The organism is Kitasatospora sp. NPDC043950, assembly GCF_056435345.1.
Map to the genome: position 1 here is coordinate 8,733 of NZ_JBWKER010000023.1, position 22,673 is coordinate 31,405.

19 protein-coding genes are annotated in these 22,673 nt (G+C 73.7%); 9 read left to right on the top strand and 10 right to left on the bottom strand.

The window, feature by feature from the left end; translation table 11 throughout:
* From AC07BF_RS17140 to AC07BF_RS17160, 5 genes are all read left to right on the top strand, one after another.
* On the top strand, positions 1 to 1,020 hold a 1,020-nt coding region (locus tag AC07BF_RS17140), incomplete at its 5' end, for a 3-deoxy-7-phosphoheptulonate synthase (RefSeq protein WP_478333553.1).
* 122 nt (positions 1,021 to 1,142) lie between these two features.
* Positions 1,143 to 1,913, top strand: a complete 771-nt coding sequence (locus tag AC07BF_RS17145) for a 2,3-dihydro-2,3-dihydroxybenzoate dehydrogenase (protein WP_363587042.1) — start codon at positions 1,143 to 1,145, stop codon at positions 1,911 to 1,913.
* Between the two features lie 42 nt (positions 1,914 to 1,955).
* Entirely contained in the window at positions 1,956 to 2,585 is a 630-nt protein-coding gene (locus tag AC07BF_RS17150) for an isochorismatase family protein (protein WP_063346539.1), read from the top strand.
* Positions 2,582 to 4,537: an anthranilate synthase family protein gene (locus tag AC07BF_RS17155; RefSeq protein ID WP_478333554.1), complete on the top strand. Its 1,956-nt coding sequence runs from the start codon at positions 2,582 to 2,584 to the stop codon at positions 4,535 to 4,537. Before AC07BF_RS17150 ends, AC07BF_RS17155 begins: the two co-directional genes overlap by 4 nt.
* Positions 4,538 to 4,572: 35 nt before the next feature.
* On the top strand, positions 4,573 to 5,430 hold the full coding sequence (locus AC07BF_RS17160) for an arylamine N-acetyltransferase family protein (protein WP_363587044.1): 858 nt from the start codon (positions 4,573 to 4,575) through the stop codon (positions 5,428 to 5,430).
* 56 nt (positions 5,431 to 5,486) lie between these two features.
* Here AC07BF_RS17160 and AC07BF_RS17165 read toward each other — a convergent pair whose 3' ends face one another.
* The 7 genes from AC07BF_RS17165 to AC07BF_RS17195 all read right to left on the bottom strand — a co-directional run bounded on the left by AC07BF_RS17165 (position 5,487) and on the right by AC07BF_RS17195 (position 14,128).
* Positions 5,487 to 7,055: a class I adenylate-forming enzyme family protein gene (locus AC07BF_RS17165; RefSeq protein WP_363587045.1), complete on the bottom strand. Its 1,569-nt coding sequence runs from the start codon at positions 7,053 to 7,055 to the stop codon at positions 5,487 to 5,489.
* Positions 7,056 to 7,128: 73 nt separating this feature from the next.
* Entirely contained in the window at positions 7,129 to 8,607 is a 1,479-nt protein-coding gene (locus AC07BF_RS17170) for a nitrosuccinate lyase (protein WP_478333555.1), read from the bottom strand.
* Entirely contained in the window at positions 8,604 to 10,595 is a 1,992-nt protein-coding gene (locus AC07BF_RS17175) for an FAD/NAD(P)-binding protein (RefSeq protein ID WP_363587047.1), read from the bottom strand. The genes AC07BF_RS17170 and AC07BF_RS17175 overlap by 4 nt, the downstream gene beginning before the upstream one ends.
* A 73-nt stretch (positions 10,596 to 10,668) precedes the next feature.
* Complete coding sequence (locus tag AC07BF_RS17180; RefSeq protein WP_400989560.1) at positions 10,669 to 12,240, bottom strand: class I adenylate-forming enzyme family protein; 1,572 nt, start codon at positions 12,238 to 12,240, stop codon at positions 10,669 to 10,671.
* 228 nt (positions 12,241 to 12,468) lie between these two features.
* Positions 12,469 to 13,014, bottom strand: coding sequence for an SRPBCC family protein (locus AC07BF_RS17185; RefSeq protein ID WP_363587049.1), 546 nt, complete (start codon positions 13,012 to 13,014; stop codon positions 12,469 to 12,471).
* Between the two features lie 181 nt (positions 13,015 to 13,195).
* Positions 13,196 to 13,627: a GNAT family N-acetyltransferase gene (locus AC07BF_RS17190; protein ID WP_478333556.1), complete on the bottom strand. Its 432-nt coding sequence runs from the start codon at positions 13,625 to 13,627 to the stop codon at positions 13,196 to 13,198.
* Positions 13,628 to 13,714: 87 nt separating this feature from the next.
* Positions 13,715 to 14,128 (bottom strand): Fur family transcriptional regulator, encoded by a 414-nt coding sequence (locus AC07BF_RS17195; protein WP_363587051.1) that lies wholly within the window; start codon positions 14,126 to 14,128, stop codon positions 13,715 to 13,717.
* A 200-nt stretch (positions 14,129 to 14,328) separates the two neighbouring features.
* Here AC07BF_RS17195 and katG point away from each other — a divergent pair, with 200 nt between their 5' ends.
* Positions 14,329 to 16,563, top strand: a complete 2,235-nt coding sequence (gene katG, locus AC07BF_RS17200; protein WP_363587052.1) for a catalase/peroxidase HPI — start codon at positions 14,329 to 14,331, stop codon at positions 16,561 to 16,563.
* A gap of 130 nt (positions 16,564 to 16,693) precedes the next feature.
* Here katG and AC07BF_RS17205 read toward each other — a convergent pair whose 3' ends face one another.
* Positions 16,694 to 16,846, bottom strand: a complete 153-nt coding sequence (locus AC07BF_RS17205) for a response regulator (RefSeq protein WP_400803322.1) — start codon at positions 16,844 to 16,846, stop codon at positions 16,694 to 16,696.
* Positions 16,847 to 16,949: 103 nt separating this feature from the next.
* The gene (locus AC07BF_RS17210; RefSeq protein ID WP_478333575.1) at positions 16,950 to 17,741 is read right to left on the bottom strand and encodes a histidine kinase; all 792 of its coding nucleotides are present in this window, start codon (positions 17,739 to 17,741) and stop codon (positions 16,950 to 16,952) included.
* Positions 17,742 to 17,860: 119 nt separating this feature from the next.
* Between AC07BF_RS17210 and AC07BF_RS17215 the strand changes: the two genes are divergently transcribed.
* Positions 17,861 to 18,109, top strand: a complete 249-nt coding sequence (locus AC07BF_RS17215) for an ABC transporter permease family protein (protein WP_363587054.1) — start codon at positions 17,861 to 17,863, stop codon at positions 18,107 to 18,109.
* Between the two features lie 16 nt (positions 18,110 to 18,125).
* Here the strand turns inward: AC07BF_RS17215 and AC07BF_RS17220 are convergent, their stop codons facing one another.
* The gene (locus AC07BF_RS17220) at positions 18,126 to 18,710 is read right to left on the bottom strand and encodes a hypothetical protein (protein WP_363587055.1); all 585 of its coding nucleotides are present in this window, start codon (positions 18,708 to 18,710) and stop codon (positions 18,126 to 18,128) included.
* Positions 18,711 to 19,077: 367 nt separating this feature from the next.
* Here AC07BF_RS17220 and AC07BF_RS17225 point away from each other — a divergent pair, with 367 nt between their 5' ends.
* Positions 19,078 to 19,257, top strand: coding sequence for a hypothetical protein (locus AC07BF_RS17225; RefSeq protein ID WP_063346527.1), 180 nt, complete (start codon positions 19,078 to 19,080; stop codon positions 19,255 to 19,257).
* A 179-nt stretch (positions 19,258 to 19,436) separates the two neighbouring features.
* Positions 19,437 to 22,649 carry a type 2 lanthipeptide synthetase LanM family protein gene (locus AC07BF_RS17230; protein ID WP_478333557.1) on the top strand — a complete coding sequence of 1,071 codons (3,213 nt, stop codon included), beginning with the start codon at positions 19,437 to 19,439 and terminating at the stop codon, positions 22,647 to 22,649.
* The last annotated feature ends 24 nt before the right edge of the window (positions 22,650 to 22,673 follow it).

The following is a 22,673-nucleotide window of genomic DNA, read 5'->3' on the forward strand; positions in this document are numbered from 1 at the left end:
ACCCTAAGGAACACGGGTACAGCGGGTACCGCTTCCCCCCCCCCCCCCCCCGCGCCCCCCCCCCCCCCCCCCCCCCCCCCCCCCCCCCCCAAGACCGGCCTGCTGGACGTCCTGGCCGGCATCGTCACGATGGCCACCCACCGGCCGGTGGTCCGGGTCGGCCGGATGGCCGGCCAGTTCGCCAAGCCCCGCTCCAAGCCGACCGAGTTCGTCGGGGGCCTGGAGATCCCGGTCTTCCGCGGCCACCTGGTCAACAGCCCCGAACCCGACCCGGAGCTGCGCCGCCCCGACCCGCGGCGGCTGCTCGGCTGCTACTGGGCGGCGGCCGAGGCGATGACCCACCTCGGCTGGTCGGATCCGGACCGTCGCTCGCCGCTCAGCCCGCCGGTGTGGACCAGCCACGAGGCGCTGCTGCTCGACTACGAAATTCCGATGATCCGTCAGATCGGTTACACCGAAAGCCTCTTGACGTCCACACACTGGCCGTGGATCGGCGAGCGGACCCGCGACGTGGCCGGCGCCCACGTCACGATGCTCGCGTCCGTGGCCAACCCGGTCGCGTGCAAGGTGGGACCCGGCATGGCACCCGAGGAACTGCTGGAGCTGTGCGCGCGGCTCGACCCGCACCGCGAGCCCGGGCGGCTGACCCTGATCGCCCGGATGGGCGCCGAGGTCGTCGCCGACCGGCTGCCCGCGCTGGTCAGGGCCGTCCGGGAGGCCGGCCACCCGGTCATCTGGCTCACCGACCCGATGCACGGCAATACCGTCACCACGCCCGGTGGGCTGAAGACCCGCTTCGTGGAGACCGTCGTCCGGGAGATCCAGCACTTCCAGTACGCCGTCCGCTCCGAGGGCGGCGTGGCCGGCGGCCTGCACCTGGAGACCACGCCCGACGACGTCACCGAGTGCGCCCACGACGCCTCCGGGGTGGCGCACGTCGGCGACAAGTACACCAGCTTCTGCGATCCCCGGCTCAACCCCGGCCAGGCCATCACCGTGGTCTCCGCCTGGGAGGGCTGACCCGCCGGGCCCGGAACGGCGCCACACACCACCACACCGAGAGCAACCGAGAGCAACCGAGCAACCGAGAGCAACCGAGAGCAACGGGCCGGCCACGCGTCGGCCCCGAGGGAGGTCCGGCAGTGACGAACACGATCGCCCTGGTCACCGGGGCAGCAGGCGGCATCGGCGCGGCCGTGGTCCGCGCCCTGGCCGAACAGGGCACCGCGGTGGCCGCGGCGGACCGCGACGAGGAGGGCCTGCGCAAGACCGTGGCCGCCCTCGCCGAGGAGGGCCTGCGGGCCGAGGCCTACCCGGTGGACGTCAGCGACCACCGCGCCGTCGACCTGCTCGTCGACCGGGTGGAGCGCGAACTCGGGCCGGTGGACCAACTGGTCAACGCCGCCGGGGTGCTGCGCCTCGGCGAGGTCCGGGACTTCTCCGTCGAGGACTGGACGGCCACCTTCGCGGTCAACGTCAATGGCGTCTTCCACGTGTCCCGCGCGGTGGTCGACCGGATGATCCCGCGCGGGCGCGGCGCCATCGTCACCGTCGCCTCCAACGCCGCCCGCACCCCGCGCACCGAGATGGCCGCCTACGCCGCTTCCAAGGCCGCCGCGACGATGTTCACCAAGAGCCTCGGCCTGGAGGTCGCCAGGTACGGCATCCGCTGCAACCTCGTCGCCCCCGGATCCACCGACACCCCGATGCTCACCTCGATGTGGCACGACGAGTCCGGCCCGCAGGGCACCCTGCACGGTCGCGCGGACGCTTTCCGGGTCGGCATCCCGCTCAACAAGCTGGCCAGCCCTGCCGACATCGCCGCCGCCGTGCTCTTCCTGCTCTCCGACGCGGCCGGCCACATCACCCTGCACGACCTCACCGTCGACGGCGGCGCCGGCCTCGGCGCCTGACCGGCCCGCCCAACTCACCATTCCCCCAGGAGAGTCCACCGCATGGCAGGCATTCCGACCATCGAGCCCTATCCGATGCCGACCGCGGGCGAGCTGCCCGACAACACCGTGTCGTGGACCGTCCGCCCGGACCGCGCGGTGCTGCTCGTGCACGACATGCAGCGCTACTTCCTGCGCCCCTTCCCGGCGGACGAGGCACCCGGCCGGGAGCTGCTGCACAACGCCGCCCTGCTGCGCCGCCAGGCCGCCGAGCTCGGCGTGCCGGTCGCCTACACCGCCCAGCCGGGCGGCATGACCACCGAACAGCGCGGGCTGTTGCTGGACTTCTGGGGCCCCGGGATGCGGATGGACCCGGTCGACCGCGAGGTCGTCGAGTCGCTCGCCCCGGCCCCCGGCGACTGGCTGCTCACCAAGTGGCGCTACAGCGCCTTCTTCCGCTCCGACCTGCTCCAGCGGATGCGCGAGGAGGGCCGCGACCAGCTGATCCTGTGCGGCGTGTACGCCCACGTGGGCGTACTGATGACGGCCGTCGACGCCTTCACCAACGACATCCGGCCGTTCCTGGTCGCCGACGCCGTCGCGGACTTCTCCGCCGCCCACCACCGGCTCGCCCTGGAGTACGCCGCCGCGCGCTGCGCGATGCTGATCACCGCCAAGGAGACCTTCGCATGACCGACCGGACGACGGACCGGGCGAGCGAGCGGACGACGGGCCGGGCGAGCGGCCGGACGACGGACCGGACGGCCGAGGAACTGCTGCGCCGGGTGCTCGCGGAGCGGCCGCCCGCCTTCGCCCTCCTGCACCGGCCCGAGACCACCGGCCCGGGCACGCTGGACGTCCTGTTCGGCGAGGTCGCCACCGCGGACACGCTGGACGGTGTCCCGCTGGGCCCCGAGCCCGGCCGCCCGGGCCCGGAGGTCCTGGTCCTGGTCCCGTACCGGCAGATCGCCGAGCGCGGCTTCGAGGCCCGGGACGACGGTGCCCCGCTGCTCGCCATGACGGTGACCGAGCACGCCACCGTCGACCTCGGCGAAGCGCTGGCGCTGATCCCGGACCGGCCCACCGAGCTGACCGGCGCCCGCTTCGACCTCGGCGACGAGGAGTACGCCGACATCGTCCGCCGGGTGGTCGCCGAGGAGATCGGGCAGGGCGTCGGCGCCAACTTCGTCGTCCGCCGCACCTTCCTGGCCGAGATCAGTGACTACACCCTGCGCGCCGCGCTGGCCTTCTTCCGCCGGCTGACCGAGCGCGAGGCGGGCGCCTACTGGATCTTCGTCGTGCACACCGGGGAGCGGACCTTCGTCGGCGCCAGCCCCGAGCGGCACATCAGCCTGGCCGACGGCGTCGCCGTGATGAACCCGATCAGCGGCACCTACCGCTACCCGCCCTCCGGCCCCACCCTGGCCGGCGTGATGGACTTCCTCGCCGACCGCAAGGAGGCCGACGAGCTCTACATGGTGGTCGACGAGGAGCTCAAGATGATGGCCCGGATCTGCGAGGGCGGCGGCCGGGTGGTCGGCCCGTACCTCAAGGAGATGGCCCGGCTCGCGCACACCGAGTACCTCATCGAGGGCCGAACCGACCGCGACCCGCGCGAGATCCTCCGCGAGACGATGTTCGCCCCGACCGTCACCGGCAGCCCGCTGGAGAGCGCCGCCCGGGTCATCCGCCGTTACGAGCCCGCCGGGCGCGGCTACTACAGCGGCGTGGCCGCGCTGATCGGCCGGGACGAGCGCGGCGGGCGCACGATGGACTCCGCGATCCTGATCCGCACCGCCGACATCGACACCGCCGGCCGGATCCGGATCGGGGTCGGCGCCACCCTGGTGCGCCACTCCGACCCGGCCTCCGAGGTCGCCGAGACCAGGGCCAAGGCGGCCGGGCTGCTGGCCGCGCTGGAAGCCGGAGGCCCGCGCACCTTCGCCGGCCACCCCCGGGTACGGGCCGCGCTGGAGCGGCGCAACACCGTCATCTCGGATTTCTGGCTGGCCGAGGACGCGGACCGCGGCCGGCGGCTCGCCGAATTCGCCGGGCGCCGGGTGCTCGTGATCGACGCCGAGGACACCTTCACCGCCATGATCGGCCACCAACTCCAGTCACTCGGGCTTGAAGTGACGATTCGTCGGTTCGACGAGCACTACGCCTTCGACGGCTTCGACCTGGTCGTGATGGGCCCGGGGCCGGGCGACCCGCGGCAGGCCGACCACCCCAAGATCGCCAGTCTGCGCGCCGCGGTGGCCGAGTTGCTCGCCCGGCGGCGCCCGTTCGTCGCGGTCTGCCTCAGTCACCAGGTGCTGTCGACCCTGCTCGGCCTGCCGCTGCGCCGCCGGGACGTCCCCAACCAGGGTGTCCAGCGCGAGATCGACCTGTTCGGCGCTCGTGAGCGGGTGGGCTTCTACAACACCTTCGCCGCCGTCAGCCCGCACGACACGGTCGACGTGGACGGCGTCGGCACCATCGAGGCCGTCCGCGACCGGGAGACCGGTGAGGTGCACGCCCTGCGCGGCCCGCACTTCGCGTCCATGCAGTTCCACGCCGAGTCGGTGCTCACCCAGGACGGCCCCCGGATCGTCGGCGGCCTGATCGCCGAGGTCCTCCGTGCCGGGGCGATCCTTGCCGGGTAGTCTCCGGGAGACCGCACGGGAGAGGGGCCGACAGGATGGGCGATGACCGCGCCACCGGCGAATGGGGAGCGGAACTGCTCGACGTCGGGGCCTACCTGGCCCGCACGGGCGTTTCCGGTCCGCTGCCCCCCGAACCCGGGACGCTGCGCCGGCTGCACCGCGCCCACCTGCTGGCCCTCCCGTTCGAGAACCTCGACATCCCGCTCGGCCGCGGCGTCCCGCTCGACCTGGACCGCGTCCAGGCCAAGCTGGTCGCCGGCGGCCGCGGCGGCTACTGCTTCGAACAGAACCTGCTCTTCGCCGCGGTGCTGGAACGCCTGGGCTTCCAGGTCACCAGGCTCGCCGCCCGCGCCCTGCTGAACGCCGGCCGACCGCTGCCACGCACCCACCTGGTGCTGCTGGTGACGGTCGGCCAGGCGCGTTTCCTCGCCGACGTCGGCTTCGGCGACAAGGGGCCGCTGGAGCCGCTGCCGCTGACCGACGGCGCCCTGGCCGAGCCCGACGGCTGGACTCACCGGCTCCGCCGGGTCGGCTCGGAGCCGGACTGCTGGGTGCTCGAACTCCTTTGTCCCGACGGGTGGTTGCCGCTCTACCGGTTCGAGACGGGCCTGCCGCTGCACCAGGTCGACTGCGTGGTGATGAACCACTACACCTCCACCCACGAGCGCTCCCCGTTCACCGGCCGGGCCTACCTGTCCAAGATCACGTCGCAGCGCCGGCTCTCCCTCGACGGCCGGCGGCTGGTCGTCGGCCGCGCCGACGGCACGACGGAGGCCGCGGACCTCACCGACGAGCGGTACGCCACCGTCCTCGCGGAGGACTTCGGTGTCCGGCTCGGGCCCGGGGACCTGCGGTCCGTCCTGCGGAGCCTGCCGGCCATCGGCTCCTCCTGACACGCGTCGGCCCCGGCGGGTCTCACGACACCGCCGGGGCCGACGCCTTCCTCGGCTCAGGCCTCCTCGGCCGCGGCCAGCTCCCTGGCCAGCTCCAGCCGCTTCACCTTGGTCGTGGCGGTGTGCGGCAGTTCGTCCAGCCGGCGCTGCACCGGCGGGGCCAGCGTGGGCAGGCCGGCCACCGCGCGGTTCCAGCGGGCGAGGTCGAGCGGCTGGTCGTCCCGGGTGCAGACCACGGGCACCGGCGCCTTGTCCCCGCCGGGCACGATGATCACCTCCAGCAGCTCGGGCAGCCGGGTGAACAGCTTGTCCTCCAGGTCCAGGGTGCTGTTGATCCCCGGGATCTCGTCGACCTCGCGGTCCAGCAGATGCAGGCAGCCCCACCGGGTGCGGTAGCCGAGGTCGCCCATCCGCCACCAGCCGTCCCGCGAGAACTGGCCCTCGAAGCGCTCCCGCTCGCCGAAGTAGGTGACGATCTGCCCGCCGCTGCGCACCTCGATGTGGCCGGGGGAGTCCTTGGCCACCGGCCGGCCGTCCCGGCTGACCACCCGGACCTCGGTCATCCCGGGGAAGGTCCGCCCGACGCAGCGGCCGTCGGCGCCGCTGCGGCGGTGCCGGGTGTAGGTGCGGGCGGCGATGGCGCCGGTCTCGCTCTGCCCGTACGTCTGGGCGAAGAACGGCAGGCTGCGCTCGGACGCGCCCAGCAGGGTGTCGACCGTGCGCGGGTGGATGGCGTCGAAGGTGTTGCTGAAGCAGCGGACCTTGGCCAGCGGCTTCGCCGGGTGGTCCGCCAGGACCTCCCAGCTCAGCAGGGTGTTGGGGTGGGACTCGATCACCCCCGGGGGGATCCGGGCGAACAGCTTCGCGACGTGCTCCGGCTCGTCGTCCCGCAGGATGATCATGGGATGGCCGCGCAGCGCGAACAGCGCGGCCCCGCTGATCATCCGCGAGTGGACGAAGGAGACGTGCACGGCGATCGGCTCGTGCCGCCCGACCGGGGCGAGCAGCACCGACTGCGGGCGGCAGCGGGCCTGGATCGTGATGCCGGTCTGGACGGCGAGCTTGGGCAGGCCGGTGGTGCCCGAGGTGTGGGTGATCAGGGCCGGCCGGTCCTGCGGCATGGTCACCGGCGCCACCCGCTCGACCCCGGCCAGCCCGGCCAGCGCGGTCGCGCCCGGGAACTCCCCGGTGGCCACCAGCACCCGCTCGGTCAGGTCGAACACCTCGGACGGGAGTGCCTGCTCCAGCTTCGCCGCGTCGGTGAGCAGCGTCGGCCGGGACAGTCGCCCCAGCAGGCGGGCGACGGTGGCGCCGTCCAGCTTCGGGGACAGCAGCACCGGTACCCCGCCGACCCGGGCGACGCTGTAGGCGAGCAGGGAGATGTCGAAGCTGTCCGACTTGTGGATCACCACGTGCGAGCCGGGGCGGACCTGGGAAGCCCACAACCGGGCGGCGAAGTCATCGACCAGGTCGGCGAGTTCGGTCAGGGTGACCCGCCGGCCCAGCTCCGGGGCGATGTCGAGGTCGTGGTCGAGGTAGACCGGGCTCGCCGGGTGACGGGCGGCCGCGCGGTCCCAGACCGTGCCCAGCCGGATGCCTCGATTGCCGACGCGTTGCAGGAACATGCTCCTCTTCCCCTTCGGTTGGTCGCGGATCGCTCGGGCGCCCGGTGCCGGGGCGCGGGACGCCGGGCCGGCCTCACGGCTCGCGCAGGGCCCGGTCGACGAGGGGGCCGGCCGCTCCGGTGTACGTGGTCGGATCGCACAGCCGAGAGAGCTCGACCCTGCCGAACATGCCGTCGAGAGCGGGCAGTTCGGCGAGCACCTGCTCCAGCGGCCGACCGTCGCGGTCGGCCTCGCCGGACGCCTCGGTGAGCAGCTGCTTGGCCGCCGCCTTGCCGAGCCGGGGTGCCAGGACGGCGACGATCCGCTCCGAGACGATCTGACTACCCGTCAGTTCGAGGTTGGTGCGCATCCGTTCGGGCTTGACCTCCAGACCCTCGGCGAGCTCCACCGCGGTGTGTGCGGCGCCCCCGGTCAGCCGCAGCGCCTCGCGCAGCAGCTGCCACTCGGCGTGCCAGGCGCCCCCCGAGCGCTCGTCCTCGGCCAGCAGGCACTGGGTGAGCCCGGTGGCGATCACCGGCACCTGCAGCGCGGCGCTGCGGATCAGGGTGGCCAGCACCGGGTTGCGCTTGTGCGGCATCGCGGAGGAGCTGCCGCGCCCGGCCGCGGTGGGCTCGGCCACCTCGCCGACCTCCGTCCTGGTCAGCGACTGCACGTCGATCGCGATCTTGCCGAGGGCGCCGGCGGTGAAGGCCAGCGCGCCCGCGAGGTCGGCGATCGGGGTGCGCAGCGCGTGCCAGGGCAGCACCGGGCGGGCCAGCCCGGTCTCGGCGGCGAAGGCGGTGAGCAGTCGGTCCAGGTAGTCGCCCGGGTCCGGCGCCGCCCCGTTCGCCCCGCCCGCGGCCGCGCCGTCGATCCGGGCGTACTCCAGGTACCCGGCGAGGGTGCCGGCGGCGCCGCCGAGCGAGACCGGCAGACCGTGCTCGGCGACCCGTCCGAGCCGCTGCTCGGAGTCCAGGACGAGCTGGCGCCAGCCGGCTGCCTTGAGGCCGAAGGTGGTCGGTACGGCTTGCAGGGCGAGCGTGCGGCCGGGGAGGACGGTGTCCCGGTGCCGTTCGGCGAGGACGGCCAGGGCCCGCGCGGTGCGGGCGAGGTCGGCGCGGATGATCCGCAGGGCCTGGGCGGCCACCAGCATCGCACCGGTGTCCAGGACGTCCTGGCTGGTGGAGCCGCGGTGGACGTACTCGGCGGCGGCCCGGTCCTCGGCCGCCACCACCCCGGTCAGCGCCCGGACCAGCCCGACCACCGGGTTGGCGGTCTCCCGGGACTCGACCGCGAGGGCCCGCAGGTCCAGCAGCTCGGCGCGGGCCAGGCGGGTGATGGTGTCGGCGGCGGTCTTCGGCAGGGTGCCCAGCCCGGCCTGGGCCCGGGCCAGCGCCGCCTCGGCGTCCAGCATGGCCTGTAGCCAGGCCCGGTCGCAGACGGCGGCCTCGACCGGCGTCCCGGCGCGGACCGGCGACAGCAGCCCGGCGTCGGTCAGGATGTCGGCCGCGTCGTGCGGGTCGTGCGGGCCGCCGGGTTCGTCCGGCGCGGCCGGCTCGTCAGGGTCGGTCATATCAGCACTCCGGTCAGGTCGGTGACGGCCGCGTCCGGCCGGACGCCGAAGGGCAGCTGGGTGGTGGGCGGCAGGGCGAGCAGCGAGCGGGCGATCGCGTCCGAGTCGCCGAGCGTCACCGAGTCCACGCCGGGCCGGATTCCGGCCGCCGTCACCCAGTGCACCGACTCGGTCGGCACCCCGTAGGCGTAGCGCCGCGGGTGCGCGCGGCCCCGGGTGTCCAGCAGCCGGTACGGCCGTTTGGTGACGGCCAGGCCGCCGGTCTCGTAGTCGGTGCCGCCCGTGCCCGGGATCCGGTACGCGGTGGCCTGTTCGGTGCTCAGCAGGTGCTGCAGCAGCGGGTCGGTGGTGCGGCGCAGATCGGGTTCGGGCAGCCGGGCCTCGATCAGGACGGTGGCGCGCACCGGCGGCTGGGGCACCGCCCGGGAGGTGAGCACGTAGGCGGCCGCCTCGGTGTCGATCCGGATCTCGGTGCCCGGGCCGGTGAGTTCGACCACCCCGGCCTCGATCAGGGCGATCAGCTCCTCGATCCGGGAGACCGGCGGGCCGATCGACAGGAAGGCGTTGAGCGGGGTGTACCAGCCCTCCAGGTCGTCCCGGTGCGAGTTCCCCTCCAGCCCGCCGTGGTCCACCGCGAGGCGGATCTCGTTGCGCAGGTCGCGCAGGATGTCCAGGGCGGCCTTGAGCGGGCCGCTGAGGTTGCCGGCGCGGGCCGCCTCGACGTCCTCGGCCAGGTACCCGAGCAGCCAGTCGCGGAAGTCCTCCGGCCCGCTGAACTCCCGGTCCCCGTAAGGGCGGAAGAGCCGCTCCCAGTCCCACCGCTCCGACTCGGGGATGCCGTACTCGTCGAGCAGGGCCGCGAAGCCGCCGCCGTGGGCGACCGTCAGGTACCGCTGGACGAAGGGCTCCCGCTCGGCGCCGCGGCCCTTCGCGTCGAGCAGCGTGCCGTAGTAGACGCTCTCCACCTCGCGCGCGATCAGCGGCCACAGGTCGGTGCGGAACTGCACCGGCTCGCCGGCCGCGGACTGCTCGCGCAGCCCGGCGATGTACTCGGCGGTCAGCAATCGGGGGAAGTAACGGCCGTACGCGCCCTTCTCGTTCTCGCCGCGGGCGTGGTACGGGATGCCGCGGCGCGAACTGGCGAACAGTTTCGGCTCCCGGCCCGACGGCCGGTACACCAGCCGTCCGTCCGCGCGGACGAAGGCGCCGCCCCGGCCGACCGTGAACAGGGCCATGTGGTCGAAGAAGTTCAGCCCGAGGCCGCGCAACAGTACGTGCTGGCCCGGCAGGATGCCGCTCAGGTCGAGATCCGCCGGGTTGGCCGGGGTGATGTAGGTGAGGTGGTGGATCCGGGACAGGCTCGCCGTCCGCTCCTCGTGCGGGGTCGGCCGGGCCGCGACGTGGCCCTGGGCGAGCACGATGGCGTCCAGGTGGTTGAGCCGGCTGCCGTTCTCCAGGCGGATGCCCTGCGGGCCGCCGGGGACACCGTGGGTGTCCGCCATCGCCACCGCCCGCGAGCGGTGCACCTGGACGGTGACGTGCGCGGGCGCGCCGTCCACCACCCGGCGGAAGCTCGCGTTCAGGTAGCGCCCGTAGAACGCCCGGGTGGGGTAGCTGTCGGCTCGCAGGGTGCGGGCCTCGGCCACGCACTCCTCGTCCTGCCCGGAGGCGGCGCCGGCCTCGGCGACCTCCACCGCCCACTCCCACAGGCTCGGACCGGGCTCGATCGGGCCGTCGATCCGGGAGCTGTCGTCGGTGTACACGGTGATCTGCGAGGCGACGGTGTTCATCAGCAGGTGCCGTGACTGGTCCTGGCGCCAGACGGCGCCGGCGCCGGGCGCGGCCGGGTCGACCATGTGCACCGTGATGGAGCCGTGCGAGGGCGCCGCGCGCTCGTTGGCGCAGAGCCGCTCCAGAACGGACAGGCCGCGCGGGCCGGCCCCGATGACGCAGACCTCCAGTGCCGCCTTGCTGCCCACTCCGCTCATGCGCCCGCCCCGCTTCGCTCGGCAGGGGCATTCGCCCGCGCGCACCTCTCGATGACGAGATGGCTTCGCTCACTCATGGCTTCACGTCCTCCACGTCTTCCACGTCCGCCCGGGTGCCCTGCGGGGCGTCGGCGAGCAGCAGGCGGGCGAGTTCCAGGCGCTTGATCTTGGTGGTGGCGGTCCTCGGCAGCTCGTCCAGCCGTCGGTGGACCGGCTCGGCCATCGGCGGCAGCGACGCCGTGGCGCGCCGCCAGGCCGCCAGGTCCAGTGGTTCGTCGTCCTTGGTGCACACCACCGGCACGGCCCGGCCGTCCGGGCCGGGGATGATGATGACCTCGGCGAGGCCGGGCAGCTGGCCGAACAGGGTGTCCTCGGCCGCGAGGGTGCTGCCGAAGCCCTCGATCAGGTCGACCTCGCGGTCCAGCAGGTGCACGCAGCCCCACTTGGTGCGGTAGCCGACGTCGCCCATCCGCCACCAGCCGTCCGCCGACACCTGGGCGTCGTAGCGGTCCTGCTCGCCGAGATAGGTGACGATGCGCCCGTCGCTGCGCACCTCGATGAAGCCCGGGTTCCGTGCGGACGGCGGGTTGCCGTTCCGGCTGACGACCCGGACGTCGGTCATCCCGGGGAACGGCATGCCGACGCAGCGGCCGTCGTCGTCCAGGGTGCGGCGCCGGGTGAAGCCGCGGACGATGGCCGGGCCGACCTCGCTCTGCCCGTACAACTGGCCGAAGAGCGGCGAGCGGCGCCGGGTGGCGCGCAGCAACCGGTGCACGGTCCGCGGGTGGATCGCGTCGAAGGTGCTGCTGAACAGCTTGACGTTGGACAGTGGGCCGCGCGGGTCCTGCGCCAACTCCTCCCACTCCATGAAGGAGTTGGGGTGCGCCTCCAGGATGCCCGGCTTCAGCCGCGCGAACAGGTCGCCGACGTGCTTCGGGTCCGACTCGCGCAGCACGACCAGCGGGAAGCCGCGGTAGAGCGAGATCGCCAGTGCGGTGATCAGCCGGGAGTGGACGAAGGAGACGTGGATGGCGATGGTCTCCCGGCCCGGGATCAGCGGGGCGATGACGGAGGCCTGCGGGCGGTAGCGGGACTGCAGGCTGAACCCGGTGTGCACGGCCAGCTTGGGCGTCCCGGTGGTGCCCGAGGTGTGGGTGATCAGCGTCGGGTGGTCGGCCGGCATGATGACGGGTTTGACCCTCTCCACCCCGGCCAGCGCCCGCAGTTCGACGGCGTCCCGGTACGAGCCGGAGGTCAGCACCACCCGGTCGGCGAGGTCGAAGACCGTCTCGGGCAGCACGTTGTCCAGCTTTTCCTGGTCGGTCACCAGGAACGGCCGGTCGGTACGGCGGACCAGCTCGGCGACGGTCGCGCCGTCCAGAGCCGGCGACAGCAGGACCGGGACCGCCCCGATCCGCGCCGCCGCGCACGCGAGCAGCGTGATGTCGAAGCCGTCGGCCTTGTACACCACCACCCGCCGGCTCGGCCGCACGCCCGCCGCCCAGAGCCGGGACGCCAGGTCGTCCACCAGGTCCGACACCTCGGCGACAGTCGCCCTGCGGCCCAACTCCGGTGCCGCGTCGAGGTCGTGGTCGAGGATGAGGACGTTCGCGCCGTGTCTGGCCGCGGCGCGTTCGAAGAGCATCCCGAGCTGAATTCCCCGGTTTCCGATACGTTGAAGAAGCACCTGTACGCCTCCCGGGCCGCGGCTGTGCGCCGTCGGCGCCTGACGTGAATGGAATGGACACCACCCGCGGTGAAAGGGACACCGTCCGAGGTGAATTGGCGTGCCCGGGCGTCCGAATGGCCGCGTGCCCGGGTACGAGCCCGGGAATTCCGGGCGAATCGCGGAAAGGCCGGATACCGCCCGGCGTCACGCCTCTTCGATGACGGCCTTGATGCGCTGCAGGGTGGCGGCCAGATCGCCGGAGATCTTGTCGCCCCACTCCGCGAAGAAGCGCTGCTTCTCGGCCGCGTCCATCTCCGCGGTGATGCCCTTGATGCCCTGGGTGGCCGAGTCCATGCGGAAGTGGTGGGTCAGCAGGCTGCCGCCGCCCTCGGCGGCTTCGATGTCGAAGCCCCAGATGCTCTCCTGCTTCTGGCCGTCCGAGTTGTGTATCGCCCACCGGAAGGTCCGGCCCGGCTCCGCGGCGACCACCTCGGACTGGGTCGTCCACCGGCCGCGGACCACCGGCGCCCAGGCGACGATGTCGTCGCCGCGGAGGTTGTCGCCGCGGAACACGGACCCGACGGCGGCCGGCTCGCCGACCGTCCATTCACCGCCCAGGCATTCCGGGCTCCATTCGCCGCTGCGCGGCAGGTCGCTGACCACCGCGTAGACCTCGACCGGTGTCGCGGAAATTCGAATGTCGGCGTCGGCGGAGAATATCGGCTGCTTCTCGTTGATGGTTTCGCCCATGCCGGGGATCGTCCCAGCCCGGCCCCGGCGGGGGTCAAGGGCGGGCCGGCGGGTCCGTCAACTCCGTGATTCCGTGTCAACTCCGGCCCGGTGCCGCGGCGAACGGCCGCGAACGGACCGGCATCGCGTACCACGAACCGGCCGGCACCGCGGGCCGCGAACCGACCGTCCCCTCGAACCGCTACGAACCGGCCCGGATCTCGCGGGCGAAGTGCAGGGCGACGATCGACATCCGGGCCGTGTGATAAAAGCGGTGCGCGCCGTGGTTGGTCACCCCCGAGTCGAGCTCGATCCGGGCGCACCCCGCCCGCCGGGCCCGCTCCTCCAGCTCCGCCATCAGCCGCCCGCCGACCCCCGCCGACCGCACCGCGCGGTCGGTCACCAGGTCGTCGACGAACAGCAGCCGGCCGCGGCTGGTCGCCAGCACCCGGTGGGTCGCCACCCCGACGCACCGCCCGCGACCGTCGTACGCGGCGGTGAATGCCAGCCCCTGCGCGTGCGCCTCGGCGGCGAAGGCGGCGAACCCCTCGGCGGTCAGGGCCGGCCTCAACTGCCGTATCAGCGGCCCGACATCGGCCGCCATGGCGGCGCTCCCCGGTGCGACGTCAACCATCGTCAGTTCCATCCCTCGATCTTCGCAGGGAATCCCGGTCCTCGGTCCGGGCGGGGATGTGAGTCCGGGCCCGTGGTCAGCCCGTGGTCAGCCCGCGCAGGCCGGGCAGAGGCCGCGGTAGGTGACGGCGGCGTCGGTGACGGTGAAGCCGAAGCGCTGGTCGGTGGGCAGGGCGGTGAGGGGGTCGTCGGTGGGGTGGACGTCGCGGATGGTGCCGCAGTGGGTGCAGACGAGGTGCTGGTGCGGGTGGTGGGCGTTGGGGTCGTAGCGCTTGGCCCGGCCGTCGGTGGAGACCTCGATGACCTCGCCGAGGGTGACCAGTTCGCCGAGGGTGTTGTAGACGGTGGCCCGGGAGATCTCGGGCAGGCGTTCGGCGGCTCGGGCGTGGACCTCGTCGGCGGTGAGGTGAACGTGCTCGCCGTCCAGGACCTCCGCCACGACACGCCGCTGGGAGGTGAGGCGCCAGCCGCGTCCGCGCAGTCGCTCCAGCAGGTCACTCATATCGGTTCACCTATTCAGGTCAATGGGAAGACCGGATTTTACCAAGTGATTGCGGCTTCTCTCCGGTTCCCGATCGGATATGGGTTTGGTGTCAATCTTGACGTGGATCGAGTCCATCGTAGGATCGGCTCCGGCGATAGCCTGGGTAGCAGGAAGTAGCAGTCAAGACACCGTGATCCGCCTTGTAGGGAAGGATTTCCATGTCTGAGAACCACGATCCCATCGTTACCGAACCCGAGCCGCAGGCGGAGGGCACGGGTGGCTGCCCGGTGGCCCACGGGCGCGCGCCGCACCCCACCCAGGGCGGCGGAAACCGCCAGTGGTGGCCGGAGCGGCTCAATCTGAAGATCCTCGCGAAGAATCCGGCCGTGGCGAACCCGCTCGGCGCGGACTTCGACTACGCCGCGGCGTTCGGATCCCTCGACCTTCCGACCGTGAAGCGGGACATCGAGACGGCCCTCACCACCTCGCACGCGTGGTGGCCGGCCGACTACGGGCACTACGGCCCCTTCATCATCCGGATGGCGTGGCACAGCGCGGGCACCTACCGCATCAGCGACGGCCGAGGCGGCGCCGGCGCCGGGCAGCAGCGCTTCGCCCCGCTGAACAGCTGGCCCGACAACGCCAGCCTGGACAAGGCCCGCCGCCTGCTGTGGCCGGTGAAGAAGAAGTACGGCCGCAACCTCTCCTGGGCCGACCTGATGATCCTGGCCGGGAACGTCGCCCTGGAGTCGATGGGCTTCGAGACCTTCGGCTTCGGCGGCGGCCGGGTGGACGAGTGGGAGCCGGACGAGGACGTCTACTGGGGCCCGGAGACCACCTGGCTCGGCGACGAGCGCTACACCGGCGACCGCCAGCTGGAGCGCCCGCTCGCCGCCGTCCAGATGGGCCTGATCTACGTCAACCCCGAGGGCCCCAACGGCACCCCGGACCCGCTCGCCGCCGCCCGCGACATCCGCGAGACCTTCTACCGGATGGCGATGAACGACGAGGAGACCGTCGCGCTGATCGCCGGCGGCCACACCTTCGGCAAGACCCACGGCGCGGGCCCGGCGGACAACGTCGGCCCCGACCCCGAGGACGCCCCGATCGAGCAGCAGGGCCTCGGCTGGAAGAGCACCTTCCGCACCGGCAAGGGCGGGGACGCGATCACCAGCGGCCTGGAGGGCGCCTGGACGGCCACCCCGGTGACCTGGGACAACAGCTTCTTCGAGACGCTGTTCGGCTACGAGTGGGAGCTGACCAAGAGCCCGGCCGGCGCCTTCCAGTGGAAGCCGAAGGGCGGCGCCGGAGCGGGCACCGTCCCGGACGCCCACGACCCGTCCAAGCGGCACGCCCCGACGATGCTGACCACCGACCTCTCGCTGCGCCTGGACCCGGTCTACGAGCCGATCTCCCGGCGCTTCCTGGAGCACCCCGAGGAGCTCGCGGACGCCTTCGCCCGCGCCTGGTTCAAGCTGACCCACCGCGACATGGGCCCGGTCGCCCGCTACGTCGGCGCGGAGGTCCCGGCCGAGCAACTGGTGTGGCAGGACCCGCTGCCCGCGGTCGACTACCGGCAGATCGACGCCGCGGACGTCGCCGCCCTGCGGGAGCGGATCGCCGCCTCCGGGCTGTCGGTCTCCGAGCTGGTGTCCACCGCGTGGGCGGCGGCCTCCTCCTTCCGCGGCAGCGACAAGCGCGGCGGCGCCAACGGCGGCCGGATCCGGCTCCAGCCGCAGATCGGCTGGGAGGTCAACGAGCCGGACCGGCTGGCCTCGGTGCTGCGCACCCTGGAGGGCGTGCAGCAGGAGTTCAACGCCCGGTCCGGCGCCAAGCAGGTCTCGCTGGCGGACGTGGTGGTGCTGGCCGGCGGCGTCGGCGTGGAGAAGGCCGCCCGGGCGGCCGGCCACGACGTGGTGGTGCCGTTCACACCGGGCCGGGTGGACGCGACGCAGGAGCTCACCGACGTCGACTCCTTCGCGGCGATGGAGCCGACCTCGGACGGCTTCCGCAACTACGTGGGCAAGGGCAGCCGGCTGGGCGCCGAGTACCTGCTGCTCGACAAGGCGAACCTGCTGACCCTGAGCGCGCCCGAACTGACCGTCCTGGTCGGCGGCCTGCGGGTGCTGGGCGCCAACTACCAGCAGTCTCCGCACGGCGTCCTCACCGAGACCCCCGAGGCCCTGACGAACGACTTCTTCGTCAACCTGCTGGACCTGGGCACGGAGTGGAAGGCCACCTCGGAGGACGGGCACACCTTCGAGGGCCGGGACGCGGCCACCGGCGCGCTCAAGTGGACCGGCACCCGGGCCGACCTGGTCTTCGGCTCCAACTCCGAACTGCGCGCCGTCGCCGAGGTCTACGCGAGCGACGACGCGAAGGAGAAGTTCGTGGCCGACTTCGTCGCGGCGTGGGTCAAGGTGATGAACCTGGACCGGTTCGACGTCGCCTGATCCCGCGCCCGCCCGATCCCGTGATCCCGGGTTCCCGGGCGGCCGACGGGAGTTGGCGTCAGCCGTCCGGAGGGCGGTGAGGATCCGCCATCGGCCCGGAGGTGTACGCCTCCGGGCCGATGGCGGACCGCTACCGGGGTTGCGCCGCCGTGCCGACGTTGACCAGCCCGGTCTCGTAGGCGGCGACCACCTCGATCCCCTCCGATTCGAGGATCAGCCGGAACCCGGTGCGGACCAGGGCCTGGTCGTCGGCCACCACCACGCGCAGCGCCCGCTCGCTCATGAACTCTCCAGGGGGATAAGGGCCTTGACGCGGTAGCCGCCGCGCGGCCGGGGGCCGGTGTGCAGGGTGCCGCCGTAGACGGCGAGGCGTTCGCGCAGGCCGATCAGGCCTCCACCGCGGCCATCGCCTCGCGGGCCTTGTCCGGGGCGGTGTCCAGGATCTTGCGGGCGGCCCCGGCCTGGATCGTCATCATGCTCACGTTGTGCGTCACCACGTCGTGCAACTCCCGAACGATCCACGCCCGTTCGAGCTCCACCGCGTGCTCCAGCGCGGCCAGCCGCCCGCGCTCCAGGGCGGACAGCCGTTCGCGCTCCTCGTCCACCCGGCGGCGCCACATCCGTAGTTCGTAGGCGACCGCGAACACCGGGACCAGGACCAGCAGCGCGATCACCGCGTTGGGGAAGTGCGGCAGCTTGGCGTCGTCGAAGAGCACCACCAGCGTCGCGGCGGCCGCCGGCAGGATCGGCAGCAGTGCCGCCGGGCGGCGCCCGTAGGCGGCGGCGCTGTAGGCGGCGATGATGACGGCCACGCCGGCCGCGTACGCGATGTCCTCCGACTGGTGGCGCACCAGCAGCGCGGCCGGCATCACCGCCCACAGCACCGCCAGCGGCAGGCGGCGGCGCAGCACCAGCGGCAGCGGCACGAGCGGCACCAGCAGCATCAGCCCGTACCAGTCGGTGCCGTGACCCTTGCTCGCGGTGGTGGCGTAGCGGGCGCAGGCGAAGGCGAGGAACAGGGCCGGGGCCAGGTCGAAGGCCTGGCCGCGCCGGGTCGGCCGGACGGGGGAGCGGAGTCGCCCTGGGCAGCGTCCCCGGCGCGCCGCCCGTCCGTACCTTCGTGCCGTCCACCAGGCGGGAACGTACGAGGAGCGGGGGACGAGCAGCGAACCGGTGATCGAACTGAGCGGTGTGAGCCGCCACTACGAGGGCGCGCGGGCGGCCCTCGCCGAGGACTGCGCCACCGCACGGTCCGGATGCGGGACGGCCGGATCGACTCGGACTCGGCGGTGGCGGCATGACCGCGCTGGGCAGGGCGGTGCGCGCGGGTGTCCGCCGGAGCCGCACGCAGTCCGTCGCGATCGGGCTGGCCGCCCTGGTGGCCACCACCTGCTCCGTCCTCGGCGGCTCGGCCCTCGACGTGTTCGGCACGCCGGTGCTGGCGCTGCTCGGGTTCGGCGGCGTGCTGATCGCGCTGCTCGGGGCGCTGCTGCCCGCCGTCCGGGCGGCTCGGGCGCGGACGATCGAGGCGCTGCGGGCCGAGTGAGGGGCCGGGCGGCGGGTCAGGCGCCCTCGCCGGGCCGGTGACCCTCCGCCTTGGGCTCCTCCGCCGTGTCCTGTTCCGCCGCGTTCCGCGCGGCCGGGTCCTGCTCCGCCGGGTCCTGCTCCGCCTTGTGCTCGGCGGTCCGGACCTGCTCGGCGAAGGCCTGCGCGTCGATCCGCTCGACCGTGGCCCCGTGCCGGGAGGCCAGGTCGTCGGCCCGGTCGGGGGAGGACTCCCGGAGCTCCAGGACGAGCAGCGCGCCGCCGTCCGGGACGCGCGGCGAGAGCATGATCAGCCCGGCGCCGCCCTCCGTCGCCCGGCCCTCCTCGGCGGCGTTGCCGAGCGCCGCACCGGCCGCGAAGCCGAGCAGGACGCCGATCGGCCCGCCGACCAGGCCCACCAGGCCGCCGAGGACGCCGGAGCTGACGGTGGTCACGCCCGCGCCCCGGGTGAAGGTGTCCTGGATCTCCAACAGGCCGTCGGCGCTGCGCTCCAGCGCCGCCAGCTGCCGCAGGCCCGGCAGGTGCTGAGCCTCGTCGAAGGCCGTCCGCCACGTGGCGGCGTCCGGGAAGGTCAGCAGGACGACGTTGTGCTGCTCGCTCATCGCGCTCCGATCGGGCCGGGGGCGGGGGTTGCCGGATTCCATCGTGACCTTCGGTGCCCGGCCCGGCCACAGGAGCGACGGGCGGTGCGGACTGCCCGGGGCCCGGCCGTTCAAACGTGGGGCCTGGTTCAGGCCCCCGTCACTGCCCGGATTCCGGACAGGTGTAGGGCGACGGGAGGTTCGACGGCTGGCCGGGGGAGCGGGCGCGGCCTGCGGAAGCAGGACGGGCGGGGAGGCCTCGTCCCTATTTCGACCCTGGCCGAAATTGTGCCCGGTGCGCGGCACACCCCTGGTGCGGCGGGTGGGGCGGTGCCAGGATCCCGACCCGGCACGACCGTGCCAGACCCGAATGTCTGAAGGAGGCACCATGCAGCCCACGGCAGAGCAGGTCCGCGCGCTCAAGGACGAGGACTTCCGGCTCACCCTCGGCCAGGGCCACCAGGTCCACCCGGCCGGCGACCTGTCGGACGAGGTCTACGTGACCGCCGCGGTGCAGGCCAGCACCTGTGGCGGTTGGAGCAGCTGCGCCCACGTCTGCAGCTTCTGAGTCCGCCGTCCGCGGCGCGGACCCCGGTCGCACCGCCGGAGCCCGCGTCGCGGACGCACGATACGGCCGGTGAGCGCGCGCCCCGGCCGCATCGCCGGGGCGCGTACGCCCGGTACCGCGACCGTCGAGCGCACAGCACCGAAACCGTCGTGCACGAACCGAGCATGGAGAGACCGCCCGTGGTTGACGCGTCCGAAATCCGTCGGGCCGCCGCCCGAGCCGTCCCGCTCGCCGCCCGCGGTCCGCTGCCCGACCCGGACGCCCAGCGCGCCGAACGGACTGAACGGGCCGACCGTGCCGGGCGGATCCTCGACCGCTGGCGCGCCCAGCCGCCCTTCGACCGGGACGACTGGTTCGAGCGCCGCCTCGCCGCCGACCGCCTCGACCCGGACGGGCTGCGCGCCCTGCTCGCCGAACACCCGGCCGACCTCGCGGACCGCCTCGGCACCCCCGACTGGGCCGAACGCCTCGCCGCCGCCTTCGAGGCCGGGCACACCCTCGACCTCCCCGAGGAGCACGCCTTCGCCCGGCTCGTCGCCCCGCTGCTCGCCGACGCCCGCGACCGCCTGCGCACCGGCCTCGCCGAACTCGGCCCCGCCACCCCGGGCGCGGCTTCCCCCGGTCCCGCCACCCTCGGCACCCCCGACCAGCTCGCCGACCTCGTCCTGCCCGCACTCACCGCGACCGCGCACACCGCGGCCGTCCGCACCGTCATCACCGAACTCCACGTCGCCCGCCTCTCCGGCGAGTTGACCGGAGACACCCCCGAACAGCGCTACCGGAACTTCCTCGACCGGCTCACCGAACCCGGCCGCGCCGTCCGACTCCTCGCCGAATACCCGGTGCTGGCGTACCGGCTGGCCACCGCCGCCGAACAGTGGACCGCCACCTGCCTCACCCTGTACCGCCGCCTCGCCGCCGACCTCCCCGCCCTCGCCCGCACCTTCGCCGACGGCCGCCCGCTCGGCCGCCTCACCGAACTCGCCACCGGCCTCGGCGACCCGCACCGGGGCGGCGCCAGCGTCAGCGCCCTGCGCTTCGAACACGGCACCCGCATCGTCTACAAGCCGCGCCCGCTCGGCGCCGAGACGCACTTCCAGCACCTCCTGCGCTGGCTCAACCCCATGCTCCGGCTGCCGCTGCACGACCTCGCCCACCTGGCCCGCGACGGCTACGGCTGGGTCGCCCACGTCGCCGCCGAACCAGCCAGCGACGACGCCGAGTTGAGCGACTTCTACCACCGCGCCGGCACCCTCGCCGCGCTGCTCCACACCCTCGACGCGGTCGACTGCCACGCCCAGAACCTGATCGCCGTCCGCGACCAGCCGGTCCTGATCGACCTGGAAGCGCTGTTCCACCCCGACCTGCCCGAACCCGCCAAGGACCTCTCCGAGTCCGAACGGCTCGCCCGCCACCAGGCCCGACACTCGGTGCTGCGCTCCGGCCTGCTGCCCGAGCGCATGTGGGACGAGGGCAACGGCGGCACCGACCTCTCCGCCCTCGGCTGGGATCCGGGCAGCCTCCCGCCGCGCCCCGCCCCCGTCCTGGTCGACCAGGGCACCGACCGGCTCCGCCTGGAGTACCACCGGATGCCCGTCGCGGCGCCCGGCAGCCGTCCCGTCCCGCCCGGGCGGCCGCTGCGCCTGGCCGACCACGTCGGCGAGCTCGAAGCCGGCTTCACCGAGGCCTACCGGCTGCTCGCCGCCCACAAGGGCGAACTCCGGGAACTCATCCGGGCGTTCGCCGCCGACGAGACCAGGATGCTCCGCCGCGACACCTTCGAGTACCGCAGCCTGCTCGCCACCGCCTGCCACCCCGACCTGCTCCGCGACGGCCTCGACCAGGACCGCCACCTCGACCGGCTCTGGGCGCTCCCCGCCTGGGAGGACCACGCGCTCGCCTACGTCGACCACGAGCGCGCCGACCTCTGGCGCGGGGACGTCCCGGTCTTCACCATCCGCCCCGACAGCGTCGACGCCCGCTCCTCCACCGGCGTCCTGATCCCCGGTGTCACCGACCGGCCCGCACTCGACCTCGCCCTCGCCAAGGCGGACGCCCTCGGCGAACCGGACCTGGCCCGCCAACTCCAGCTGCTGCGCCTGTCGGTGACCACCGCGGACGGCGCCCGCGAGCCGCGCCGCCACCCGGTCACGTCCCCTCCCGCGCCACCCGGGAGGCCGGCCGAAGGCCCGGACCTGGCCGCCCGCGCCCTCGCCAAGGCCGTCGACGCCGGCGAACAGCTCCTCCGGGAGGCCTACCGGGGGAGCGCGGACCTCGCCTGGGCCGGCCCCAACTGGGCCCCGCCCGGCCGCTGGGCACCCGCCGAACTCGGCCCCGACCTCTACAGCGGGACGGCCGGCGTCGCCCTCTTCCTCCATCAGCTCGCCACCGTCACCGGTGATCGCGAGCACCGAAGCACCGCCCGGGCAGCCGAACTGACGTTACGTCACCAAATTCGCCGGCGCGCCGACCGCCTCGGCGGCGGCCTCGCCGGAGTCGGCGGCATCCTCTACGCCCTCGCCCACCTCGCCGCCCACCACCCCGACGCCGAACTCGACGCCCTGGCCGCCCAGGTGGTGCGCCGCAGCGCCGCCACCGCCGCCGCCGACGCCCAGCACGACCTCCTCGCCGGCAACGCGGGCACCATCGGCGGACTGCTCGCCTGGGCGGCCGTCCGCCCCGGCCCCGCCGTCACCGACGCCCTCGCCGCCTGCGCCGAACGCCTCGTCCGGGCCGCCGCCCCGCACCCCGAAGGCGGCGCCGGCTGGCTGCCCGCCTCCCTCGCCGGCACCGTCAAGCGCCCGCTGGCCGGTTTCGCGCACGGCGGCTCCGGCATCGCCTGGGCGCTCGCCCGTGCCGGCCGGCATCTCGGTGACCCCCGGCTGCCCCAACTCGCCCTCGCCGCCGTCGAGTACGAACGCACCCTGTTCGACCCGGCCGCCGCCAACTGGCGCGACGTCCGCGAGGACGACGGCCCTGACGCGCCCCACTACCCGGCCCTCTGGTGCCACGGCGCCTCGGGCATCGCGCTCGCCCGCACCGAACTCGCCGAACTCCTCCCCGAAGCCCGCGAGTTGCTCCTCGCCGAACGCGACACCGCCCTGACCACCGTCCTCCGCGAGGGCTTCGGCCACAACTTCTCGCTCTGCCACGGCGACTTCGGCAACCTCGAACCCCTCCTGCTCGCCGGCGACCGCTGGCGCACCGCCGCCCTGCGGCAGGCCCACGCCACCCTCGACGACCTCGACACCCGCGGCTGGACCTGCGGCCTCCCGCACGGCGTCCACAGCCCCTCCCTGATGGTCGGCCTCGCCGGCACCGGCCACGGGCTGCTCCGCCTCGCCGCCCCCACCACCCCCTCCCTCCTCGCGCTCCACCCGCCGACCCCCTGAGACGGTCGGCGAGGTCGGCGAGGT